Consider the following 22,140-nt stretch of genomic DNA (forward strand, 5'->3'; position numbering starts at 1 on the left):
GATTGCACTCACCAAAAAACGCAGAAAATGGTTCGTCGGAATTTGGGATTACCCCATAGACTTATCTCAAAAAATTTCAACTGCGTGATTTGGGTTAAAATTGAATCTTCAAATTTTATTAATGATAAAAAATTATGTTGGAGTAAATTTTCCTGGCAGGAAGGTTACGGCGCATTTTCTTATGCAAAAAGTCAGAAGGAAAAAGTTGTAAATTATGTTATGAATCAGGAAAAGCATCATTCAAAGAAAAGCTTTAGAGAAGAATATCTGGAAATGCTGAATGCTTTTGAAATTGAATTTAAAAATGAATATTTGTTTGAATTTTATGATGATGTAAAATAATTTTGTGATAAAATAATTATTTATTATGGTTGATGAAAGATAGCAGTCCTACGGACTGCTCCCTTCTGGATTGATTTTTCTACAACTATTACTATTACTATTACTATTACTACACAGATACGATTCCTACGGAATCTGCCCTTTGAAAAAATGAGAAAGAAACATTCCGTAGGAATGTTATCTGTGTAGTAGTAGCAAGAAGATGAATAAGCAAAATTCGCAGTCCATAGGACTGCAATCTGTGTAGAAAAATTGTTAAATAAAAATATGGAAAAAAATAAAATTAAAGAAAGAGAAAACGAACTGCTTGATTTAGTCAGGATATTTTGTAGTCAAAAGCTTGATAAAGAATACCTTTTTCTATGTGAAAAACTCGTCAAAAAGATGGGCAGAAAAAGAGATATTCCCTTTAAAAGCGGTAAATTAGAAATATGGGCTGCGGCGATAATACACGCTATCGGCAGTATAAATTTCCTGTTTGATAAATCTTTTCAGCCCTATCTAAAGTCTGATGAAATCAACGAATTTTTTCAAACAAAAAGTTCTACCGTTTCTACAAAATCTCGTCAAATAAGAAATATGTTTGATTTGTGGTATTTCAGTCCCGAATTTTCGACAAAAAAAATGAGCAATGATAATCCATTTAATGATATGGTTATGATTGATGGAATGATTGCTCCTGTATCTGAATTACCTGAGGAATTGCAGATTCTGCTAAAAAATGAAAGAGCAAATGGCAGAGATTTGGAATTTACCACAGATTCGGAATAAAAAAATTAAAAATAAATCTAATAAAATCTGACATCTAATGTCTAATAACAAAAGAATTTTCGTAGAAAAAAGAGGAATTTTCGATGTAGAAAGTCCAAAAATTTTTGATGAAGTAAAAGCGGTTGTTCCGTCTATCCAAAGTGTAAAGGTATATAACGTTTACGATATTTTTGGATTAAACGATGGTGAATTCGAAAAAGTGGTCAACAGCACTTTCGTAGATCCGGTTACTGATATTTTAATCGAAGAAAATCCTGCAAAAGGAACTCATTTCGCTTTAGAATTTTTACCGGGGCAATACGATCAGCGTGCCGATTCTGCGCAACAGTGTATCGCTTTACTGACTGAAAATGAGAAGTCTAAAGTGAGAAGTGGAAAGCTTATCGAGTTTGAAGGCGTTTCTGAATCTGATTTACTTAAAATCAAAGATCTTCTAATCAATAAGGTTGAATCTCAGGAAAAAGATTTATCAATTTTAGATATTCCTGCGGAAGAAACACCGTCAAAAGTGATTATTCACGAAGGTTTTATCGATTTTGATGATGTTCAGCTTGCTGACTTCTATAATTCTCACAGTTTTGCATTAGGTTTGGACGATTTGAAATTCATTCAGGAATATTTTAAATCCGAACAGAGAGATCCAACGGAAACGGAATTGAAAGTTTTAGATACTTACTGGAGCGACCACTGTCGTCACACCACATTTGAAACAGAATTATCAAATATTGAGTTCGAAGGACAGTTTAAACATACATTGGAAACCATTTTCAATGATTATATCGAAAAAAGAAAATTCTTAGGACGTGAATTGAAGCCTATTTCCTTGATGGATTTGGCGACAGTTTGCGGAAGATATTTCCATAAAACAGGTAATTTGGAAAACCTGGTGGTTTCAGACGAGATCAACGCTTGTACCATCCAGATCGAAGCTGAATACGACGGTAAAAAAGAACCGTGGTATTTATTATTCAAAAACGAAACACACAATCACCCAACAGAAATCGAACCTTTTGGCGGTGCTTCAACGTGTTTAGGCGGAGCCATTAGAGATCCTTTGTCTGGACGTTCTTTTGTTTTCCAAGCGATGAGATTAACGGGTGCAGCGGATGTTTTGGAACCGGTTGATAAAACATTACCGGGTAAATTGCCTCAAAAAACAATCACGAAACAGGCGGCAAACGGATATTCCTCTTATGGGAACCAAATTGGTTTGGCAACTACAATGGTTTCTGAAATCTACGATGAAGGCTACAAAGCGAAAAGAATGGAAGTTGGTTTCGTTGCGGGTGCCGTTCCGGTGGATTGGGTAAGACGTGAAAAACCTGCAAATGGTGATTCTATCATTATTTTAGGAGGAGCAACAGGCCGTGACGGAGTTGGAGGAGCAAGCGGAAGTTCAAAAGAACAGGACGAAACTTCAATCCACACGATGAGTTCTGAAGTTCAGAAAGGAAATGCAGTTGAAGAACGTAAAATCCAGAGATTATTCAGAAATCCTGAAGTAACGAGATTGATTAAAAAATCAAATGACTTCGGAGCAGGAGGTGTTTCTGTAGCCATCGGTGAAATTGCTGATTCATTGGAAGTTAATCTGGATGTTTTACCTTTAAAATATGAAGGTTTGAACGGAACTGAACTGGCTATTTCCGAATCTCAGGAAAGAATGGCAGTTGTGGTTGAACCAAAAGATAAAGAACAGTTCATCAAATTCTGTGAAGCTGAAAACATTGTAGCTGTTGAAGTTGCAAAAGTTACAGATTCAGGAAGAATGCAGATGTTCTGGAAAGGCGATAAAATTGTTGACCTTTCAAGGGAATTTTTAGATACGAATGGTTGCTCAAAAAGTCAGGAAGTTAAAATTACCCACCTGAATGAAGTAAAAGAAGAAACGCCATCATTTAATGAAGAAAATTTCTTAAAAATATTAAGCGATAAAAATGTTGCTTCTCAAAAAGGTTTGTTGGAAATGTTTGATTCTTCTGTGGGCGCAACTACAGTGGCGATGCCTTTAGGTGGAAAATACCAGCAGACTTTGATGGAAGGAAGTGTTCAAACTTTGCCCATTTTAGGTGCAAAATATGTTGAAACGGTTTCTTTGGCGAGTTGGGGATTTGATGCGGAGATTTCTAAACAAAACTCTTTGTTGGGATCTTCTTACGCTGTTGTTGAAAGTGTGGCGAAAATCGTTGCAATGGGTGGCGATTATAAAAATATCAGATTCAGTTTCCAGGAGTATTTTGAGAAATTGGGTCAGAATCCTGAAAAATGGGGAAAACCTTTGGCTTCACTTTTGGGAGCTTATGATGCTCAAATGAATTTCGGATTAGCTGCAATCGGAGGTAAAGATTCAATGAGTGGAACGTATCAGGATCTGAATGTTCCGCCAACATTGATTTCTTTCGCTTGTGCGAATGGAGAAAAGAAAAACATCATTTCTCCTGAATTTAAAGGTGAAGGAAATAAAGTTTATTTCTTCAACCATATTGCTCAGGAAAACGGACTTCCGAATTACGATGATTTAAAAACAGTTTTTGAGTTGATTTTTGAAAATATCAAAGCCGGAAAAATCGTTTCTGTAAAAACCGTAAAAGAAGGCGGCGTTGCAGTTGCCTTAGCAAAAATGAGTTTCGGAAACAGATTAGGTGCTGAGATTACAGTTGATAAAAACGTTTTATTAGCTAAAAATATCGGCAGCTTAATCATCGAATCTACAGAAGAATTAAGCACTGTAAATCTTCAATTCATTGGAGAAGTTAAAGATTCAAATGTTATTAAAATTAATGATGCTGAATTTGCGATTGAAAAATTGTTAACAGCTAATACAAATACTTTTGAAAATCTTTTCCCAACCGTTGAAAAAGAGAAAATCACGGTTGAAATCGATGAAAAATTAAACTCAATCAAGCCACGAAATATCATCATTAAAAAACACGGAATCGCTCAGCCAAAAGTATTCGCACCGGTTTTCCCGGGAACCAACTGTGAGTATGATACGTTGAATGCTTTCGCAAAAGAAGGAGCTGTAATCAGCAGTTTACCTTTAATCAATATCAATCACCAATTGTTGGACGAAAGTATTGATGCGTGGGTAAAAGAAATCAAAACTTCTCAGATTTTAGCTTTCTCAGGAGGTTTCTCCGCTGGTGATGAGCCGGACGGTTCTGCAAAATTCATTGTTAACGTTTTGAAAAACGAAAAGATGAGAAACGCAGTTCACGAATTACTCGACAGAGACGGTATGATTATCGGGATCTGCAACGGTTTCCAGGCGTTGGTAAAATCTGGATTGCTACCATACGGAAGAATCAAAGATTTGGATGAGAACTCTCCAACGTTGGCTCACAACGCGATCAGAAGACATATTTCCCAAATGGTCAACGTAAAAGTTGTGAATGACGAATCGCCTTGGTTGAAAGGAATGAAAGACCAGATTTTTACAATCCCTATTTCTCACGGTGAAGGTCGTTTTATGGCTTCGGAAACGGAAATTCAGAAGTTGTATGAAAACGGGCAGATTGCAACGCAATATTTGGATTTAGAAGGAAACATCGCTCACGGAATGCCGTTCAATCCAAATAATTCATTGTTCGGAATTGAAGGAATCACAAGTCCGTGCGGAAAAATCTTCGGTAGAATGGGTCACCCAGAACGTTTTGCAGAAGGTTTGATGAAAAATATTCCAACTGCGAATTATCACAATATCTTTAAAAATGGAGTGGAGTATTTCAAATAGGCTTCTGGCTTTTGGCATTAAAATGAAACAACTTTCAAACCTTCAAGGTTTTTGAAACCTTGAGGGTTTAAATAACAAATAAACAGTCCATAGGACTGCTATCTGTGTAGAAAATTAGTTACGCATAAAGTAGCGCGCCGTAGGTGCGCTATCTTTTTATGCTATTTTCTAATTTTTAAAAAATGTTTCGTTTGTTTTGATCAAAAAAAATTATTTTTACAGAAACTAAAATTAAGTTTACAGAAAAAGAAAATAATTAAATTTAAAATATAGCGTTTCGCTTTAAAATTCCCTCTTCTGAAAAGGTCGAAAATTTCAAAATAGTACGGGAAAGTAAAGTTGGAAACGCCTGCGGTAAAGCGTGGGCGTTCCTTTTTGCTTTGTGCTATCGGTATTCGACCACCGTCAGAAGGAAAGCATTTGGGAATTAGCCCACGTTTCTTTTACCGATACTATGAAACTTTACCAAATCCTCGAATCCCAACTCAAAAAAGAACCCAATTATGTTTCCGATAACGGCGAACTCAAAAAATGGGTGGTTCTGAATAAAGCTCAAAATTTTGACGAAGAACTAATTACACTTTTGCTTGATAATGATGAATTGAAAACCCAATTTTTCATTCAGGTAAAAGATGTTTTAGTTTTTAAACAAAATCTTTTCATCCAGTTTCTTGAACAGAAAAATTATCTCAACGACAGTTATACCCAATTTAAAAATAAAGTGGGCTTGTCTATTGACGGCAAATATCTGAAGCAACGCAATGAAGTTGCTTTAGTTTGGCCGTTTAAAGATTGTGTTTTAGAAGGCGGACAAAGCCGTGAAGAAGATAAAAGAGAAGAGATTTTCTTTAATGAAACTTTAGCACAAGACGAAATCACAGAATTACTCGATCCAAAAGTTTTAACCAATGTCAAACTGTTTGATAAAGACGGCGAAAAAGATTTCAACCAGTTCAACCGCGATGAAAATGGTACAATTACCGACAATTTGATTATTAAAGGAAACAATCTTCTCGCTTTGCATTCTCTAAAGAAAGAATTTGCCGGAAAAGTAAAGCTGATTTATATTGACCCGCCTTATAATACAGATAAAGATTCGTTTCGATACAATGATAGTTTTAACCATTCAACTTGGTTAACTTTTATGAAAAATCGTCTTGAAGTAGCAAAAGACTTATTATCAATTGACGGAGGAATATATGTTCAAGCCGATTGGAACGAAATTCATTATTTAAAAATCTTGATGGACGATGTTTTTGGTAGAGATAATTTCAGAAATGAAATTGTATGGTTTTATGAAAATAAATTTAAATTTCAATTCACTAAAAACTTTAATAATGACACAGAAGCGATACTTTTCTATTCGAAAAAAAACGGTAGTCAATTCTTTAAACACGTAAAAGTTCCCGTAAAAAATAAAAGAAAACAAAATCAGGTTACTTGGGACAAAGAAGCAAAAAAAATGGTAACCGTTAAAGATGAAAATGGTAACGTAGTTTACTATGAATCTGATGATAAAATTGTTGGCACTCTTTGGAATATTCCTCGAATAAATTCGCAGTCAAAAGAAAGAAAAGATTTATTAGGTCAAAAGCCCGAAGAATTAATTGAAAGGATCTTATTAGCTGGAACTGAAGAAGGAGATTTAGTGCTAGATTTTTTTATAGGAACAGGTACCACTTGTTCTGTAGCTCAAAAAATGAATAGAAAATATATTGGTATTGAGCAATTGGATTATATAAATACTATGACAATCCCTAGACTGATTGATGTATTTACTGGAGCGGATCAATCTGGTATTTCTAAAAAAGTCAATTGGCAAGGCGGAGGTTCATTCATCTACCTTGAGCTCAAAAAATATAACCAAACTTTCATCGAAAAAATAGAAGAAGCTGAAAATACTGAAACGCTTCTACAAATCTGGGAAGAAATGAAAGAAAAATCTTTCCTAAATTATAATGTTGACATTAAAAAACAAGAGCAATACCTAGAAGATTTTAAATTATTAAGTCTGAAGGAACAAAAACAACATCTTTGCGAACTGCTCAACAAAAATCAGTTGTATGTTAATTTATCTTCTCTCAACGACGAAAATTTTGAATGCACCGAAGAAGAAAAACATTTGAACCGTGATTTTTACAAGATTTAAAGATTGTCAAGATTTTTTCAAATGTTTACCTTTAATTAAAACAATAAGATGGATTTGAAATATCTGACGAAAGAACAGCAAGACAAAATCACCCATAGCATTATTGGCTGTGCGATGGAAGTTCATAACATACTTGGAAATGGTTTTCAGGAAGTGGTTTATCAACGGGCTTTATCCATTGAGATGAATTTACGCAATATAGAGCACCAACGTGAATTTGAAATGCCATTGTCTTACAAAGGTTTTGACATCGGTAGCCGAAGAGTTGATTTTTTAGTAATGAAGGAAATATCGATAGAAATTAAAGCAATAATAAATCTTGAAGATGTGCATTTAGCCCAGGCAATGAATTATTTGGAGGCATACAATTTACAAACAGGATTGCTCATCAATTTTGGAGCAAAAAGCCTGCAATTTAAACGATTATTTAATAAATCTTGGAAATCGAAAAATCCCGAAAATCAAGGTTCAGACAATTTATAAACGATGGCATTTCTACACGAAATATTCAACAATCCGTTTGCTCGTAAAGCATTAGCACAAGTTGCTTTACCCAACGGAATTACAGATAATTTGAAATTCGGCATTCGTCCTTATCAGGAAGAGGCTTTCAAACGATATTTATACACAGAACAGGAAGATTTTGATGAAAAGCCAAACAAACCACTTCACTTGCTCTACAATATGGCGACAGGAAGCGGGAAAACCTTGGTAATGGCTGGTTTGATGCTTCATTTATATGAAAAAGGATTTCGGAATTTTCTGTTTTTTGTGAACAGCAACAATATCATCCAAAAAACGAAAGACAATTTTCTCAATCCGCAAACTTCGAAATATCTTTTTAATGATAAAGTTGTCATTAACGGACAAGAAGTTCTATTAAAACAAATTGATAATTTTGACGAAGCCGATAATGATAATATCAACATCAAGTTTACAACGATTCAGCAGTTGCATATTGATTTGAATAATACCAAAGAGAACAGCGTAACGTACGAAGATTTTGTAGATAAAAAATTGGTGTTGATTGCAGATGAAGCACATCATTTGAACAGCGGAACAAAAAGCGGAAACCTTTTTGGAAGCTGGGAAGAAACGGTTTTGCAAATTCTTCATCAGAATTTCGATAATATTCTTCTGGAATTTACTGCAACTTTGGATTATGAAAGCCGTGAAATCGTTAATAAGTATAAATATAAAGTTATTTATAAATACGATTTGTCACAATTCAGAACAGATAAATTTTCTAAAGAAATCAATTTGGTTCGTTCGCTTTATGACGAGAAAGAACGAATTATTCAGGCGTTGATTTTGAATTTATACCGTCAGGAATTGGCAACCATTAACAATATTAATTTAAAACCCGTTATTCTTTTTAAAGCTAAAAAGACCATTAAAGAATCCGAACAGAATAAAGAAAATTTCCACAAACTAATTGATGAGTTTTCTGAAACGATGGTAGAAAAAATCAAAAAAACTTCTACCGTTCCAGTCGTTCAAAAGGCTTTTCAGTTTTTTGAAGCCAAGGATATTTCTTTTAATGAAATTGCAAAACGAATCCATAATAATTTCCGTGAAGAAAATTGTTTGAGTGCCAATAGTGATTCGGAAGCAGAGAAAAACCAGATTTTACTCAACACTTTGGAAGATGAAAACAATCCGATTCGTGCCGTATTTGCCGTTCAAAAACTAAATGAAGGATGGGATGTTTTGAATCTGTTTGATATAGTAAGACTGTACGAAGACCGTGACGGAAAAGACGGAAAACCCGGGAAAACTACACTTTCCGAAGCGCAATTGATTGGTCGTGGAGCAAGATATTATCCGTTTGCACTGGAAGAAGGCGAAGATAAATTTGTGAGAAAATACGATGATGATATTTCGAATGATTTAAAAATCTTAGAAGAACTGTATTATCACAGCAAAGAAGACAGCCGTTATGTTTCAGAACTTAAAAAGGCGTTGGTAGAAACAGGAATTTATGAAGATGACGCCAATCTCGAAACCAAACAATTAACTTTAAAACCAATATTCAAAGAATCTGAATTGTATAAAAAAGGTTACGTTTTTTCCAATAAAAAATTACCCAAAAATTTTGACAAAGTAAAGTCTTTTAAAGATTTAGGAGTTACAAAAACAAATTACCGACATCAGCTTTCATCGGGTGGCGGAAGAGTTTCCAGCATATTTTTTGAATTGGAAAGTCCGGTCTCTTTTGATGAAGTGATAAAATCGAAAGATTTAAAACTTAAAGATATTCAAAAACACGTTATTTATTATGCTTTGAGTCAAAATCCTTTTTATTATTTTGATAATCTCTCACATTATTTTCCTAATATCAAATCGCTTTCAGATTTTATAGAAGATGGAAATTATTTAGGAAATTTGGAAATAACTTTTCTCGGAAACTATAATCGTCTTCAGGAAATTTCGCATTTCGATTATCTTCGGGCATTGAATGGTTTGCTGCAAAACATCGAAGGCGATATTAAAAATAATTCTACAGAATACGAAGGTTCAGAATACTTTTCACAACCCATTCATCAGGTTTTCAGAGATAAAGAAATCCGTATCAATAAATACAGCCCAAGAGCTGATGGGCAAGAAGATTTTGTAAGAGAAGAATCCTGGTACGCTTACAATGCCAATTACGGAACCAGTGAAGAAAAGAAATTTGTCGAATTATTCTCAAGACGCTTCGAAAGTTTCAGCCAAAAATTTGAAAACATCCATCTTATCCGGAACGAAAGAGAAATAAAAATCTACGATAAATACGGTCGTGCATTTGAACCAGATTTTTTATTGTTTTGTAGCGAAAAAGCCAATCAACAATTGACTTTTCAGGTTTTTATAGAACCTAAAGGCGCTCATTTGATCGGTCACGACAAATGGAAAGAAGATTTTTTAAAGAAAATCGGAAACGAGCAAAAGTCCATCAAGATTCATACAGATACATACAAGATTACAGCTGTACCTTTTTACAATTATGCAAATGAGAATGAATTCAAGACTGAATTGGAAGAAAACTTATTAAAATAAACCTGAAATTACTATTTTTGGCTTTGATTATGTCAAGCACAAATAATAAAAAAATGACTGTCATCAATGGCGGTCATTTTTCAGATTTGGAAAGTTTTTATGACGAAGTTTCTCAGCTTTTTATGAAAGATGAAGATTGGAAAGTCGGGACTTTGGATGGTTTTGATGATATTTTGTATGGATACAAAGGTGAAATTATCTGGAAAGATTCTGAGAAATCGAAAAAGGATTTAGGTTTTGATTTGACCAAAGAATTCTACGACAATAAAATCCGAATCGGCAAACCTTTTAACGTGAAATTAATTCAGCAAAAACTGGATGATTTGATAGAAGGAAAAGGTCAAACTTTATTTGAAATTTTAGTTGAAATCATAGAATTTCACCAAAATATTAAGCTGGTTTTGGATTGAATTTTCTAGGTGTTTTTATGAGAGGAAAATGTATTTCCAATAGACCACAAATCCGATAATAACAGAAAGAATTGCCATAAGAACAACAGCTCCCGCAGAAATGTCTTTTATGAAGCCGATTTTTGGATCGAAGTCGGGTTGGATAAAATCGCAAATTTTTTCTATTGCCGTGTTAAAAATTTCAGCAACTAGAACTCCAAAAGAAACCGTTACAATAAGAATAGAATCAATATTAGAAAGTTTTAGATAAAAAATCAGTATCAGATTAATTCCAAATGCTAAGCATTCCAGCTTAAAATTTCTTTCTGAAAACATGAGGAAAATCCCATTGAGAGCGTGAAGAAAACTTTTTTGTAAAGAAGGTTTTCGCATTGATATTTAATTTCAAATTCGGTTTTCGGAAGTAGGAGACCTATTTTTTTCTTTAGTGTTCAAAGATAAACTTATTTTGATGTTTGTTAATAACTCTCAGAATTAAATTTCTCAGTCTGTTTTGTATTTGTTATATTTGTAAAAACTTATTTTAAATCTATGAAATTTATTGTTTCAAGTGGTGAGCTGCAGAAGGCTTTACAAACTGTAAGTGGTGTAATATCAAGTTCTCAGTCGAGACCGATCTTAGAAAACTATCTTTTTGAGCTGAACGAAAATAATCTTACCATTACTGCATCTGATGGCGAAACAACTTTAATTACTTCTTTGGAAGTGAAATCTGATGATTCTGGTAGATTTGCCGTTCCTGCAAAGATTTTTCAAGATTTTATAAAAACTTATGGTGAGCAGCCTCTTACTTTGGCGGTGAAAGACAATGCGGAAGGAACAGGAAGTCAGCTTGAAATTTTAGATGAAAAAGATAATTTTGCCGTTGCTTTAGACAATGCAGACGATTATCCTGAAATCCCGGAATTTGATGCTTCACAGTCTGTTACAATGCCTGCAGGAGTTCTTTCGGAAGCTTTAACCAATACACTTTTTGCCACCAGTAACGACTCGCTTCGTCCTGTAATGACGGGTGTTTTGTTTCAATTTGGTGAAAATGAAACCAATTTTGTTTCTACAGATTCTCATAGATTGGTGGTTTACAAAAGAACCGATTTGATGAATGCCGAACCGATGGAATTCATCATGCCTAAAAAACCACTTAATATTTTCAAAAATATTTTAGCATCATCCAACGAAGATGTAACGATAGATTTTAATGAAAATATGGCTAAATTTACTTTTGGTCAGCACGTTTGGATTTGTAGATTAATAGACGGAAAATACCCGAATTATACAGCGGTAATTCCTAAAGAAAACCCGAATGTTTTAACGATTAACAGAAATCTTTTACTCAGTGCAATTAGAAGAGCTTCTATTATGTCGAATAAATCGACCAATCAGGTAAGATTTAAGCTTTCAGGAAATATTCTTCACCTTCATGCAGAAGATACAGAATATGCAAACAAAGCAGATATGCAGATTCCTTGCGATTACAACGGGGAAGATATTAATATTGGTTTCAGTTCTAAATTTTTAACCGAAATGTTAGGAATTTTGGCAGCCGATGATATTACAATGAAAATGTCTCAGCCAAACAGACCGGGAATTATTGAACCGCTAGATGGTTTAGAAGAAAACGAAAATATTTTAATGCTTTCTATGCCTGTTATTGGTTTGTAGGATTAAAATACGCATAAAAATAAAAGGATTTCAATATTTGGAATCCTTTTTTATTGTTTTGAATCTATCAAAATCAAATTATCAAAAGAAAATATAAATTGGAGTTAAAAAATGAACTAAGATTGGTTTTCTTTCTCCATATTTTCAATAAGTTTTCCTTTAACTGTTGTAAATGTTAGATCTTTTGCTTCTGCGAAGGAAATTTCATATTTTCTTTCAATATTTCTTAAATTCTCAGGAAATTTTTCGAGAAGATTATCGTAATAGTGGTTTAAAAAAGTTTGGGATGGTAAAGTGTAGTTTATTTTCAGCTGAAACCTTCTGAGAAGAGCAGTGTCAATAATTTCCGGATGATTTGTCGCACAGATCAGCATCGCGTTTTCAGGATAATAATCTATAAGCTGGAGTAGGGTATTTACGAGCCTCCTCATTTCTCCAACGTCTTTATCATCACTACCTCTTGCTTTGCCTATCTGATCCAGTTCGTCCAGAAAAAGAACCGATTTTTCTCTTGCTGCTTTGTCGAAAATCATTTTGATATTTTGCGATGTTTCTCCAATTCTGGAAGAAACAATGTTGCTGAGATTCAGAATGATGATATTTTTATTCAAAGCATTGGCAATTGCCTTGGCGGTCATTGTTTTTCCGCATCCCGAACTGCCTTGCAATAGTATTTTGTTGTTAACAGGCAAACCAAATTCCTGAAGTTGCTTAATGTATGTATGCTCTTTAATAATCTGTACGATCTGTTTTTTGTTTTCAGGCGAAAGATATACATCATTCAAATTGAGTTCTTCTTTATCCTGAATAATAAGATTGTACAAATTCATTACTTTATGCTTAAAAACTGCACAAAGATACTGAGTTCTGAATTGATTTTAAAGTAAACGGAGAAAATGAAAGAGAAAAAAGGAAGTCTTATGTTTTTAGGCTCTTTTACTCCGGTTGAGTAAAAGAGCAGACAGTTTTAGAGAAAACTGCAAACATAAATAATAATAATTTGTTAAATAAGAAATGTTGAGTAGAGATGAATTATCCTTCTCTTCTAACTGTTACAAAATATGAAGAAACTAAAACTGCACATGTTGCGATACCTATATAAGCGATCATAATTTTGAATTTTTTAATTATACTGATTTTTATTGATAATTTTGTAATGCAAATGTAGGGCAATCTTTTAGCTCCTCAAATAGTATAATTATGATGTTTATCAGTGTTATTTGTTGTTTGAGGGCTGTTTTTAATATTTTCTAATTTGTTTTAATGATTGTTTTGTATGGGTTTGTAATGTTTATTTGATTATGTTTTTGATAAAATATTATTATATTTTTAATAATTGTATATTTTGTTTTGAATGTTCCATAAATACAAATCAAAAATATTTTCTTTTGAGTTGATGATTTATTATCCTATTTTTTGAACTAGATAATTGTCTTTAATAAAGCTTTTGATCTTTTTTGCAGAAGAAGCTTGTTCTTTTATTTTTGCCGGTTTCTTTTTTGGTAATTGCGCCACCACAAAGAGGGCATTTTTCTCGATGATATACCTGAAAATGTTTTCTGAGCTCATTTTTTATTTTCCATTTTAGAAAATCGAAGCTGTAATCTATCGTTTCTGAAATAATTTGTTGGAGAATCTTTTTTGGAATATTCTGAATTTTGCTTTCAGGATGTACTTTTGCACGGAATAATGCTTCATTTTTTATAATATTTCCGACTCCGGAAAATATTTCCTGATCCATCAATGCATCACAAATCAACATAGTAGGATGAGTGTTCATTTTTTCAATCGCTTTTTCAGTATTCCAGTTTTTGCTCATAAAATCGGCTTCCCAATCGATGGTATTTAAGAAACTTTCATCAATAATTTTTACAGAACAGGTATAAAAATACACAGTTCCGTTTTGAAATTTTAACCCAAGACGCAAAGATTTCATTTCTGGTTTTTCTTCTAAGCTATAAGATCCGAACATCAGCAAATGTATTCTGAAGATACAGTCATCAAAAATCAGGAAAGTTAGTTTTCCGAAAGTTTTAATTTTTTTCAGAACTTTGCCAGCTACGATATGTTCATCCGGAACTGAACTTCCTTCCGCATTAATCACTTTTTTGCCTACAAATTTCAGTAGGTCATCTTTCATCATTAAAATGGTTGGTCCTTCTGGCATAATATCTATTTTGGATAAAAATTCAAATATTATTCCTCAGAAAATAAAATTTGCTTTAATTTTGAAAAATGATGAATTTGAATCAGATTTTTACCAGTCAGAGAACTGGTAATAATCCCAATACGGTGGCTTCGAGAACAGATTTTCAGAGAGATTTCGATAGAATAATTTTTTCTTCGGCTTTCAGAAGATTACAAAACAAAACACAGGTTTTTCCGCTTCCCGGAAGTGTTTTTGTGCATAATAGGTTAACGCATTCTTTAGAAGTTTCTTCTGTGGGGAGAAGTTTGGGAAGTGTGATAGGAGAATATATTACAGAAAATTTTAAATCTGAACTTAATGAAGAATCCAGAAATTTTTATCAGCATAATTTAGGAAATGTTGTCGCTGCAGCTTGTCTTTGCCATGATGTGGGAAACCCTGCTTTCGGGCATTCGGGTGAAGATGCGATTGCTAGTTATTTTGAAAGAAATGAAAACCATATAAAACATCAGTTTTCCGAAAAAGAATGGGCAGATCTTGTTAATTTCGAAGGAAATGCAAATGCGATAAGAGTTTTAACGCATCAGCAACAAGGAAAAGATTTTGGAGGAACTCAACTTACCTTAACGACTTTGGCAAGCATTGCAAAATATCCTTGTGAAGCAGTGGCGAAGAAAAAAGGATATGTGCACAGAAAGAAATTTGGTTTTTTCCAGAATGAAAAAGAAACTTTCCTGGAAATAGCAAAAGGAGTAAAACTTATTTGTGAAAATAACCAGCCCTATATTTTCAAAAGACATCCATTCGTTTGGCTGGTAGAAGCGGCAGATGATATTTGTTATAACATTATAGATATGGAAGATGCTCACAGATTAGGAATTGTATCTACTGCAGATTGCAAAAATCTTTTTTTTGAGCTGGTAAAATCTGAAACAGACGATATAAAAAGAGTAGAAAATAAACTTAATTCTATCGGAAACGAAAACGAACAGATTTCTTACCTCAGAGCAAAAGTAATTAATGCATTAATTAATAAATCTGTTGAATTATTTAAGCTGAATTTTAATAAAATATTACAAGGAACCTTAGATAAAGCTTTGTTGGATATTTATAAATATGAAAACACAACTTTACAGGATATTGAAACTTTTTCAATTGAAAAAATTTACAATCACCGAGCAGTTGTAGAAATAGAAAATGCAGGGTATAATGTGATGTACGAATTGCTGGATCATTTTATTCCATCAATTCTGAAAAAAGATGATGAGAGAAAATCTTATGACAAAAAAGCACTGAAATTACTTCCAAAACAGTTTGTGTATGAAAAAGGCAGCGACTATCAGAAAACCTTGGGAATTATAGATTTCGTGTCGGGAATGACGGATAATTACGCAACAGATTTGTACAGAAAAATTAAAGGGATAGATATTGGGATGACTATGTAGATAAATGTTGGTTTTATTTCAGAAAAATTTTGTATCTTATCAACAAATCAAATAATAAAAACTACTATGATCTATTTAGGTATTTTGGTCTTTTTCGGACTGATAACATTATTTGCTTCTTTTTTTACGGTGAAGCAGGAAACAGCGGCTATTGTTGAGCGTTTAGGTAAGCTTCATTCTGTTCGTCACGCAGGTTTACAGCTTAAAATTCCTTTTGTTGATCAGATTTCAAAAAGAATGAATTTAAGAATTCAGCAACTGGATGTAATTATCGATACCAAAACATTGGATAATGTTTTTATCAGAATGAAAGTTTCAGTTCAGTTTCAGGTAATCAGACAGCAGGTTGCAGATGCATATTATCGTTTGGAAAATCCTGAATCTCAAATTACTTCATTCGTTTTTGATGTAGTGAGAGCAGAGGTTCCGAAGCTAAAACTGGATGATGTTTTTGTAAGAAAAGATGATATTGCAATTGCTGTAAAAGGTGAGTTGCAGGAAGCTATGAACAGTTATGGTTACGATATCATTAAAGCATTGGTTACAGATATTGATCCGGATGAGCAGGTAAAACACGCCATGAACAGAATTAATGCCGCGGAAAGAGAAAAAACTGCTGCAGAATACGAATCTGAAGCTCAGAGAATCAGAATCGTGGCAGTTGCAAAAGCAGAAGCAGAATCTAAAAAATTACAGGGACAGGGTATTGCCGACCAAAGAAGAGAGATTGCAAAAGGTTTGCAGGAGTCTGTACACATGCTTAATTCAGTAAATATTAAGCCTCAGGAAGCTTCAGCTTTAATCGTTGTTACACAGCATTACGATACTCTTCAGTCTATTGGCGCCAACAATAGAAGTAATCTTGTACTTCTTCCAAATTCGCCAACTGCGGCTAGTTCTATGCTTAATGATTTGGTGGTTTCCATGGCTGCAACGCAAAAAATGGATGATTTAGGAATTACCGGTAATAAATAATCATTAATATCATAAAAAAACAGCACTCAAATTCTTAGAAATTGAGTGCTGTTTTATTTTCAGCTGTTAAAAACCGATGATTTAAATATTATTCATAGGGTTTATATGATTATTGAATTTTTCTTTACCAATAAGAAGTTCAAAGAACAGTTTGAAATCTGATAGTAATGACCATAGCGGATATTTAAATGTCGCAGGCGTGTTTTTTTCTATTACTGCATGGCTGAACCATGCGAAACCGTATCCAAAAATCGGAATGTACCATAAAAATCTTTCTTTACCCGAATAAATTACATATCCTACAACAAACAAAACCAAAAGAGTGCCTGTAAAATGGAAGATTCTTGTTCCGGTTTTACTGTGCTCTGTAAGATAAAACTTATAGAATTCTGAAAATGTTTTTATTCTGTCGGGCATGGCTTCAATTTTTTAATTATAATGAAAGCTATGCAATAAATCCGCCAAATTTTACAAAAATTTACAATGAGAAATGGTTATTCTTAAATAAAATACTCTCTATGTTATTTTTGAAAATTAATGAAGCACAAAAATATTTCTTATCTGTTTTTAAGTTTACTGTTTCGATAGCCATAACAAAAGTAGATAACCAAACCAACCGCAAACCAAATCCCGAAATAGAACCAATTGTCGTGGCTCATTCCGGTTAATAAGTACAAACAAGAACTTAAACCTATTAAAGGAATTAATGATAGATTCTTAAGAAATGCAATAATACAAAGTCCCAAATTAATAAGAATAAAAAAGAAAATAGACGCTCGGAATTCGCCTTCTTTGGAATCTCCCCAATTCATCAGATTTTCAAAAAATTCTGGTTGAAAAATATAAAATCCAATTAATCCACCAATAAAAATTATTGGGAAAAGAATTTTTCCGTTGATGTAAGGAAGGTGAAATCTACCTTTAATTTTCTCTTTCGGAGGAAGGAGCAGCACGCCTGCACAAACCAATACAAAGGCGAAAATAGTCCCGATGCTGGTAAAATCCAGAATAAAGCTTTTATCTGTAAAAATAATGGGAATTCCAACCACAATTCCTGTTACAACAGTTGCAAAAGCAGGGGTTTTGTATTTTGGGTGTACATTTTGAAATTTTTCAGGCATCAGTCCGTCACGGCTCATGGCGTACCATATTCTTGGCTGTCCCATTTGGAAAACCAATAATACTGTAGTAATGGCAACAATAGCAACAAATGAAACCGTAAGTTCCATCCATGCAACATTGGCGTTAGATTTTTCAAAAATGAAAGAAAGAGGATCTCCAACTCCGTCGAATTTTCTGTAATCTACCATTCCCGTAAGAACTAAAGTAAGACAGATATATATTACAGTACACAGCACTAAAGAAATAATCATTCCCTTTGGCAATGTTTTCTGCGGATTTTTTGTTTCTTCCGAAAGTACACTCAAAGCATCAAAACCTATATATGCAAAGAAAACTCCCGATACAGCGCTCATAACCCCGGCAAAACCATTTGGCATAAACGACGGCTTTCCTGTTTCTATACTTATGGGAGTCCAGTTGTCGGTATTCAGATAAGCAGCACCTACTAATACGACAAGAACAATTACGGCAAGCTTCAGAATTACCAAAGAATTATTGAAGTTTTTACTTTCTTTCACTCCGCGGTAGCAAAGCCATGTAATGAGTCCATTAATAACCAATGCGGGGATATCTACAATAAATTTAAGGCTTCCCAATAAAGGTGCAGTTTTCCATGCGTTGATAAGTTCTTTATTTTCGGAACCGTTCAAGAAAGCTTTTTTAGCTTCCGAATAGCTGCACGTTAAATAGTCTGGGATATGCATTCCCAAACGTTCTAGAAAACTTGTAAAATAATCTGACCAGGAAAAAGCGACATAAATATTTCCAAAAGAATATTCCATAATAAGTGCCCATCCTATTACCCATGCCATAAGTTCGCCAAAACTTGCATAAGCGTAAGTATATGCAGAGCCTGCTTTAGGAATTCTGCTTGCAAATTCTGCATAACATAATGCCGTGAAACCGCAGGCAAAACCACAAATTAAATATAAAAGAATAACACCGGGACCGCCTCGGAAAACGGCTTCTCCCAAGCTGCTGAAACTTCCTGCTCCAATTATAGCTGCAATACCAAAAAAGACGATATCCCAAACGCCCAAAACTCTTGCTAAACTGGTCGAAGTATCTGTTTCTGAGTAGTGTTTTCTTCTAAAAAGTTGATTCATTCAATAATTAATTTGAAATTGAAAAAAACAAATGTAATTATTTCTCTTAAATAATTATTGTTTTCTTAATATTTCTTTCAAGTTTGTTAAGAAGTATTAAATTTTTATTCACATATTAACATTATCATAAAACGCTTGTTTACATAATATATTTTGTATATTTTCGTTGGTAATTTGTGGATAAAATCTCATCAGAAATTTAATACAATCGGTCTCAAATTTGATTCTGATTTCCATTTAAAATTTGATATTAATGAAATCAAAAAAAATACTTTTAGCCGTTGCTGTTTTCTATTTCGGAATGTCTGAAGCGCAACAGTCTCAATACTTCACCCAAAAAGAAAACTATAGATTTAATCTTGCCGAAAACCTCTATCAGACAAAGGTTTATAATGCTTCTCAGTTCGAATATGCAAGACAGTATTTTTACAATCAGAATCTTGAGCAGTCTAAAAAAGAAGCAGCGCAGTTTTTCGATAATGTAATAGGCGTTATTCTTCAAAAAAATCATGCAGAGGAGGGTTTAACTGCATTTATGAAAGAATATCCGAAATCTGCTTATTTTGCGCAGGCAAATTTGCCTTTGGCAGATTATTATCTGGCTAAAAAGGATTTTAAAAAAGCTTTAGAAACGCTTAAAAAAGTAAATCAGTACCAACTTACAAAAGAGGAAAATACACAGTATGTACTGAAGCTTGGGTATGCAAAATTCATGACTGGAAATTCTAAAGGTGCTATTGATGCTCTTGAAGAAGCATATAAAACAGCAGACCAGTCTCAGAAAGGAGATATTGCCTATATGCTCGGTCATCTTCATTATTCTAAAAGAGAAAATAATGAAGCTTTCCAGTATTTTGATTCTATAAAAGACCAGCCGGAATTTTCTAAGTTAGTGCGTCCGTATTATGTACAGATGTATTATAACGATAAAGATTATGATAAGGCGATTGCGGAAGGAACTGCTTTACTGAATGAAAATCTATCAGATTCTTACAAGGCAGAAGTTCATAAGATTATTGGCGAAAGCTACTTTATGAAGAAAGATTATGATTCTGCTTATCCTCATCTTAAAGATTACCTTAATGTACAGCAAAACCCTTCTGAGAACGATTTGTATGAAATGGGATTTGTAGCTGCACAGCTGAAAAAATATGATGAAGCTGTTTCTTACTACAATCAGCTTATCAACAGCAATTCTGCATTGGCTCAGAACGCTTATTATCAGTTAGGAAATGCCTATTTGGCGGTTGATAAAAAACAGGAAGCTCTTTCTGCATTCCGTTCTTCGTATCAGATGGATTATGATGCGAATGTAAAGCAATTGGCACACGAACAGTATGCTAAGTTAGGATATGATATCGGAAATCCATTTGAAAGTCCTACAACGGTAATTCAGAATTATATTACAGCCAATCCGAGTGGTGCTAAAAATGCTGAAATGCGGTCTCTTTTGGTGAAATCTTATCTTTATTCCGGGAATTTTAAAGAAACGCTGAATGCGATTGATAAATTGCCCAATTCAACTCCGGAAACAGACAAAGTAGATCAGGAAGTTTCTTATTTATTAGGGACTGAAGAATTCAACAAAGGAAATTTTGATGAAGCTGAAAAATATTTCTTAAGAAGTCTGGAATTCGACATCAATAAAGAATTCAATAGCCGTGCTTTATATTGGCTTGGGCAGGTATATTACCAAAAAGGAAACTATCCATCGGCAATTGTACGATACGAGAAACTTCTTGATAAAACTTTTCCCGAAAAGCAACAACTTTATTATGACTTGGGATATGCTTATTTTAAGTCTAAAAAATTCGATCAGGCAGAGAAATATTTTACAGAATATTTGAAAAACTCGAAACCTGAGTTTAAAAATGATGCCGAACTTCGTTTGGCAGATATTAATTATGCAAATAATGATTTGGATAATGCCATTGCGATTTATGATAAAAACAATAAAGATGCCACAGATTATACTTTGTATCAGAAAGCTCTTGCATTAGGTTTTAAAGGAGATCAGGCATCAAAAATCAATAATTTAAAAGTACTTATTTCCAAATATCCCAATTCGGAATATGTAGACGATGCACAATACGAAATTGGTGTAGCTTATGCATCGCAGGATGATTTTAATAATTCTAATGATTTCTTCGGAAAAGTGATAAAGTCTTCTTCGGATAAAGATTTGGTTGCTAATGCATCTATTTACAGAGCACAGAATTATATCGATCAGAATCAAAATGATAAAGCATTATCAGAATTGAAATCTTTGGGCGAACAGTATAAAAATACGGCGTATGCACAGAAAATAGTTCAGGCTGCAAAACCAGTTTTTACCAAAAACGGAGATGTTTCCGGATATCAAAGCTTTGCAAGAAATATCGGAGTTAATGTAGATGCATCAGAGATTGACGAAATTAATTTATCCACCGGAAAACAATATTTTTCTAAAAAAGATTATAAAAATGCCATTTCGTATTATGAAAAGTATTTAACCCAAAATCCTACTGGTGACGGTCTTTATCAGGCTAAATATGAGTTGGGTGAAAGTTATTACCAAACCAATAACCCAACAAAGGCACTTTTGGTTCTTCAAGAAATTGCAAATATTCAAAATGATTATCAGGATGATGCTGCAACAAGAGTTGTACAGATTTATATTTCTCAGGGAAATTCTGCTGAAGCCAAAAAATATTTAGAAAATATTAAAAATTCATCCAATATTAATGTTAAAAACTACGCTAATATTGAATTGATGAAGATGTATGCAGAAGAAAAGAATTTTTCTGAAGCGGAAAAATTAGCCAACGCTGTTATTTCCAATAATAAAAACTCTGCGGCAGTTATAGAAACAGCAAAAGTTATTAAGGCGAGAAGCCTCATGAACTCGGGAAAAGACAAAGAAGCACAGTCTGCCTATACATCGTTGGAGAAATCTTCTAACACAGAAGTGGCTGCAGAATCACTTTATGCAAAAGCATTCTACCAAAATAAAGGAAAAGCTTATAAATCTTCCAATGAAACTATTTTCAAATTGGCAAACAATTATGCATCAGAAGATTATTGGGGAGCTAAAGCATTGGTTCTCATGGCGAAAAATTATATTGGTTTGAAAGACAATTACCAGGCGAGTTACACTTGCGATCAAATCATCGCTAATTATACAGATTTCCCGGAAATTGTAGCAGAAGCAAAAGAAGTTAAAAAGACGATTAAAAAGTAAAAGTGTACTGTCGTATT

General features: G+C 33.5%; 16 protein-coding genes. 11 read left to right on the plus strand and 5 right to left on the minus strand.

The window, feature by feature from the left end; translation table 11 throughout:
* The 7 genes from IV513_RS10420 to IV513_RS10450 all read left to right on the plus strand — a co-directional run.
* The coding region (locus IV513_RS10420; protein WP_209390511.1) for a transposase at window positions 1–342 on the plus strand (342 nt) is incomplete at its 5' end.
* A gap of 267 nt (window positions 343–609) precedes the next feature.
* The gene (locus tag IV513_RS10425; protein WP_076782103.1) at window positions 610–1,113 is read left to right on the plus strand and encodes a DUF6398 domain-containing protein; all 504 of its coding nucleotides are present in this window, start codon (window positions 610–612) and stop codon (window positions 1,111–1,113) included.
* Window positions 1,114–1,150: 37 nt separating this feature from the next.
* Complete coding sequence (locus IV513_RS10430; protein WP_209390512.1) at window positions 1,151–4,846, plus strand: phosphoribosylformylglycinamidine synthase; 3,696 nt, start codon at window positions 1,151–1,153, stop codon at window positions 4,844–4,846.
* A 361-nt stretch (window positions 4,847–5,207) separates the two neighbouring features.
* On the plus strand, window positions 5,208–6,995 hold the full coding sequence (locus tag IV513_RS10435; RefSeq protein WP_317196416.1) for a DNA methyltransferase: 1,788 nt from the start codon (window positions 5,208–5,210) through the stop codon (window positions 6,993–6,995).
* Between the two features lie 48 nt (window positions 6,996–7,043).
* Complete coding sequence (locus IV513_RS10440; RefSeq protein ID WP_124802041.1) at window positions 7,044–7,478, plus strand: GxxExxY protein; 435 nt, start codon at window positions 7,044–7,046, stop codon at window positions 7,476–7,478.
* A 3-nt stretch (window positions 7,479–7,481) separates the two neighbouring features.
* Window positions 7,482–10,034: a DEAD/DEAH box helicase family protein gene (locus IV513_RS10445; protein WP_209390513.1), complete on the plus strand. Its 2,553-nt coding sequence runs from the start codon at window positions 7,482–7,484 to the stop codon at window positions 10,032–10,034.
* Window positions 10,035–10,087: 53 nt separating this feature from the next.
* Entirely contained in the window at window positions 10,088–10,444 is a 357-nt protein-coding gene (locus IV513_RS10450; protein WP_245168922.1) for a ribonuclease inhibitor, read from the plus strand.
* A gap of 15 nt (window positions 10,445–10,459) precedes the next feature.
* Here IV513_RS10450 and IV513_RS10455 read toward each other — a convergent pair whose 3' ends face one another.
* Entirely contained in the window at window positions 10,460–10,816 is a 357-nt protein-coding gene (locus IV513_RS10455; RefSeq protein ID WP_209390515.1) for a diacylglycerol kinase family protein, read from the minus strand.
* A gap of 159 nt (window positions 10,817–10,975) precedes the next feature.
* Between IV513_RS10455 and dnaN the strand changes: the two genes are divergently transcribed.
* Window positions 10,976–12,106 (plus strand): DNA polymerase III subunit beta, encoded by a 1,131-nt coding sequence (gene dnaN, locus IV513_RS10460; protein WP_209390516.1) that lies wholly within the window; start codon window positions 10,976–10,978, stop codon window positions 12,104–12,106.
* 116 nt (window positions 12,107–12,222) lie between these two features.
* Here dnaN and IV513_RS10465 read toward each other — a convergent pair whose 3' ends face one another.
* Both IV513_RS10465 and IV513_RS10470 read right to left on the minus strand, forming a co-directional pair.
* Window positions 12,223–12,936 (minus strand): AAA family ATPase, encoded by a 714-nt coding sequence (locus IV513_RS10465; RefSeq protein ID WP_209390517.1) that lies wholly within the window; start codon window positions 12,934–12,936, stop codon window positions 12,223–12,225.
* A gap of 605 nt (window positions 12,937–13,541) precedes the next feature.
* On the minus strand, window positions 13,542–14,273 hold the full coding sequence (locus tag IV513_RS10470) for a DNA-formamidopyrimidine glycosylase family protein (RefSeq protein ID WP_209390518.1): 732 nt from the start codon (window positions 14,271–14,273) through the stop codon (window positions 13,542–13,544).
* Window positions 14,274–14,344: 71 nt separating this feature from the next.
* On the opposite strand from IV513_RS10470, the gene dgt reads away from it, so the two are divergent.
* Complete coding sequence (dgt, locus tag IV513_RS10475) at window positions 14,345–15,700, plus strand: dGTP triphosphohydrolase (RefSeq protein ID WP_209390530.1); 1,356 nt, start codon at window positions 14,345–14,347, stop codon at window positions 15,698–15,700.
* Between the two features lie 66 nt (window positions 15,701–15,766).
* Complete coding sequence (locus IV513_RS10480) at window positions 15,767–16,675, plus strand: SPFH domain-containing protein (RefSeq protein ID WP_209390519.1); 909 nt, start codon at window positions 15,767–15,769, stop codon at window positions 16,673–16,675.
* Window positions 16,676–16,756: 81 nt separating this feature from the next.
* On the opposite strand, the gene IV513_RS10485 is transcribed toward IV513_RS10480, so the two are convergent.
* Together IV513_RS10485 and IV513_RS10490 are read right to left on the minus strand one after the other, a co-directional pair.
* Window positions 16,757–17,092, minus strand: a complete 336-nt coding sequence (locus IV513_RS10485; RefSeq protein ID WP_209390520.1) for a DUF962 domain-containing protein — start codon at window positions 17,090–17,092, stop codon at window positions 16,757–16,759.
* 140 nt (window positions 17,093–17,232) lie between these two features.
* On the minus strand, window positions 17,233–18,903 hold the full coding sequence (locus IV513_RS10490; RefSeq protein ID WP_209390521.1) for an APC family permease: 1,671 nt from the start codon (window positions 18,901–18,903) through the stop codon (window positions 17,233–17,235).
* 253 nt (window positions 18,904–19,156) lie between these two features.
* On the opposite strand from IV513_RS10490, the gene IV513_RS10495 reads away from it, so the two are divergent.
* Window positions 19,157–22,123, plus strand: coding sequence for a tetratricopeptide repeat protein (locus tag IV513_RS10495; protein WP_209390522.1), 2,967 nt, complete (start codon window positions 19,157–19,159; stop codon window positions 22,121–22,123).
* Window positions 22,124–22,140: the final 17 nt, after the last annotated feature.

The sequence above is a fragment of the Chryseobacterium sp. RR2-3-20 genome (assembly GCF_017808115.1).
Taxonomy (GTDB): domain Bacteria; phylum Bacteroidota; class Bacteroidia; order Flavobacteriales; family Weeksellaceae; genus Chryseobacterium; species Chryseobacterium oryzae.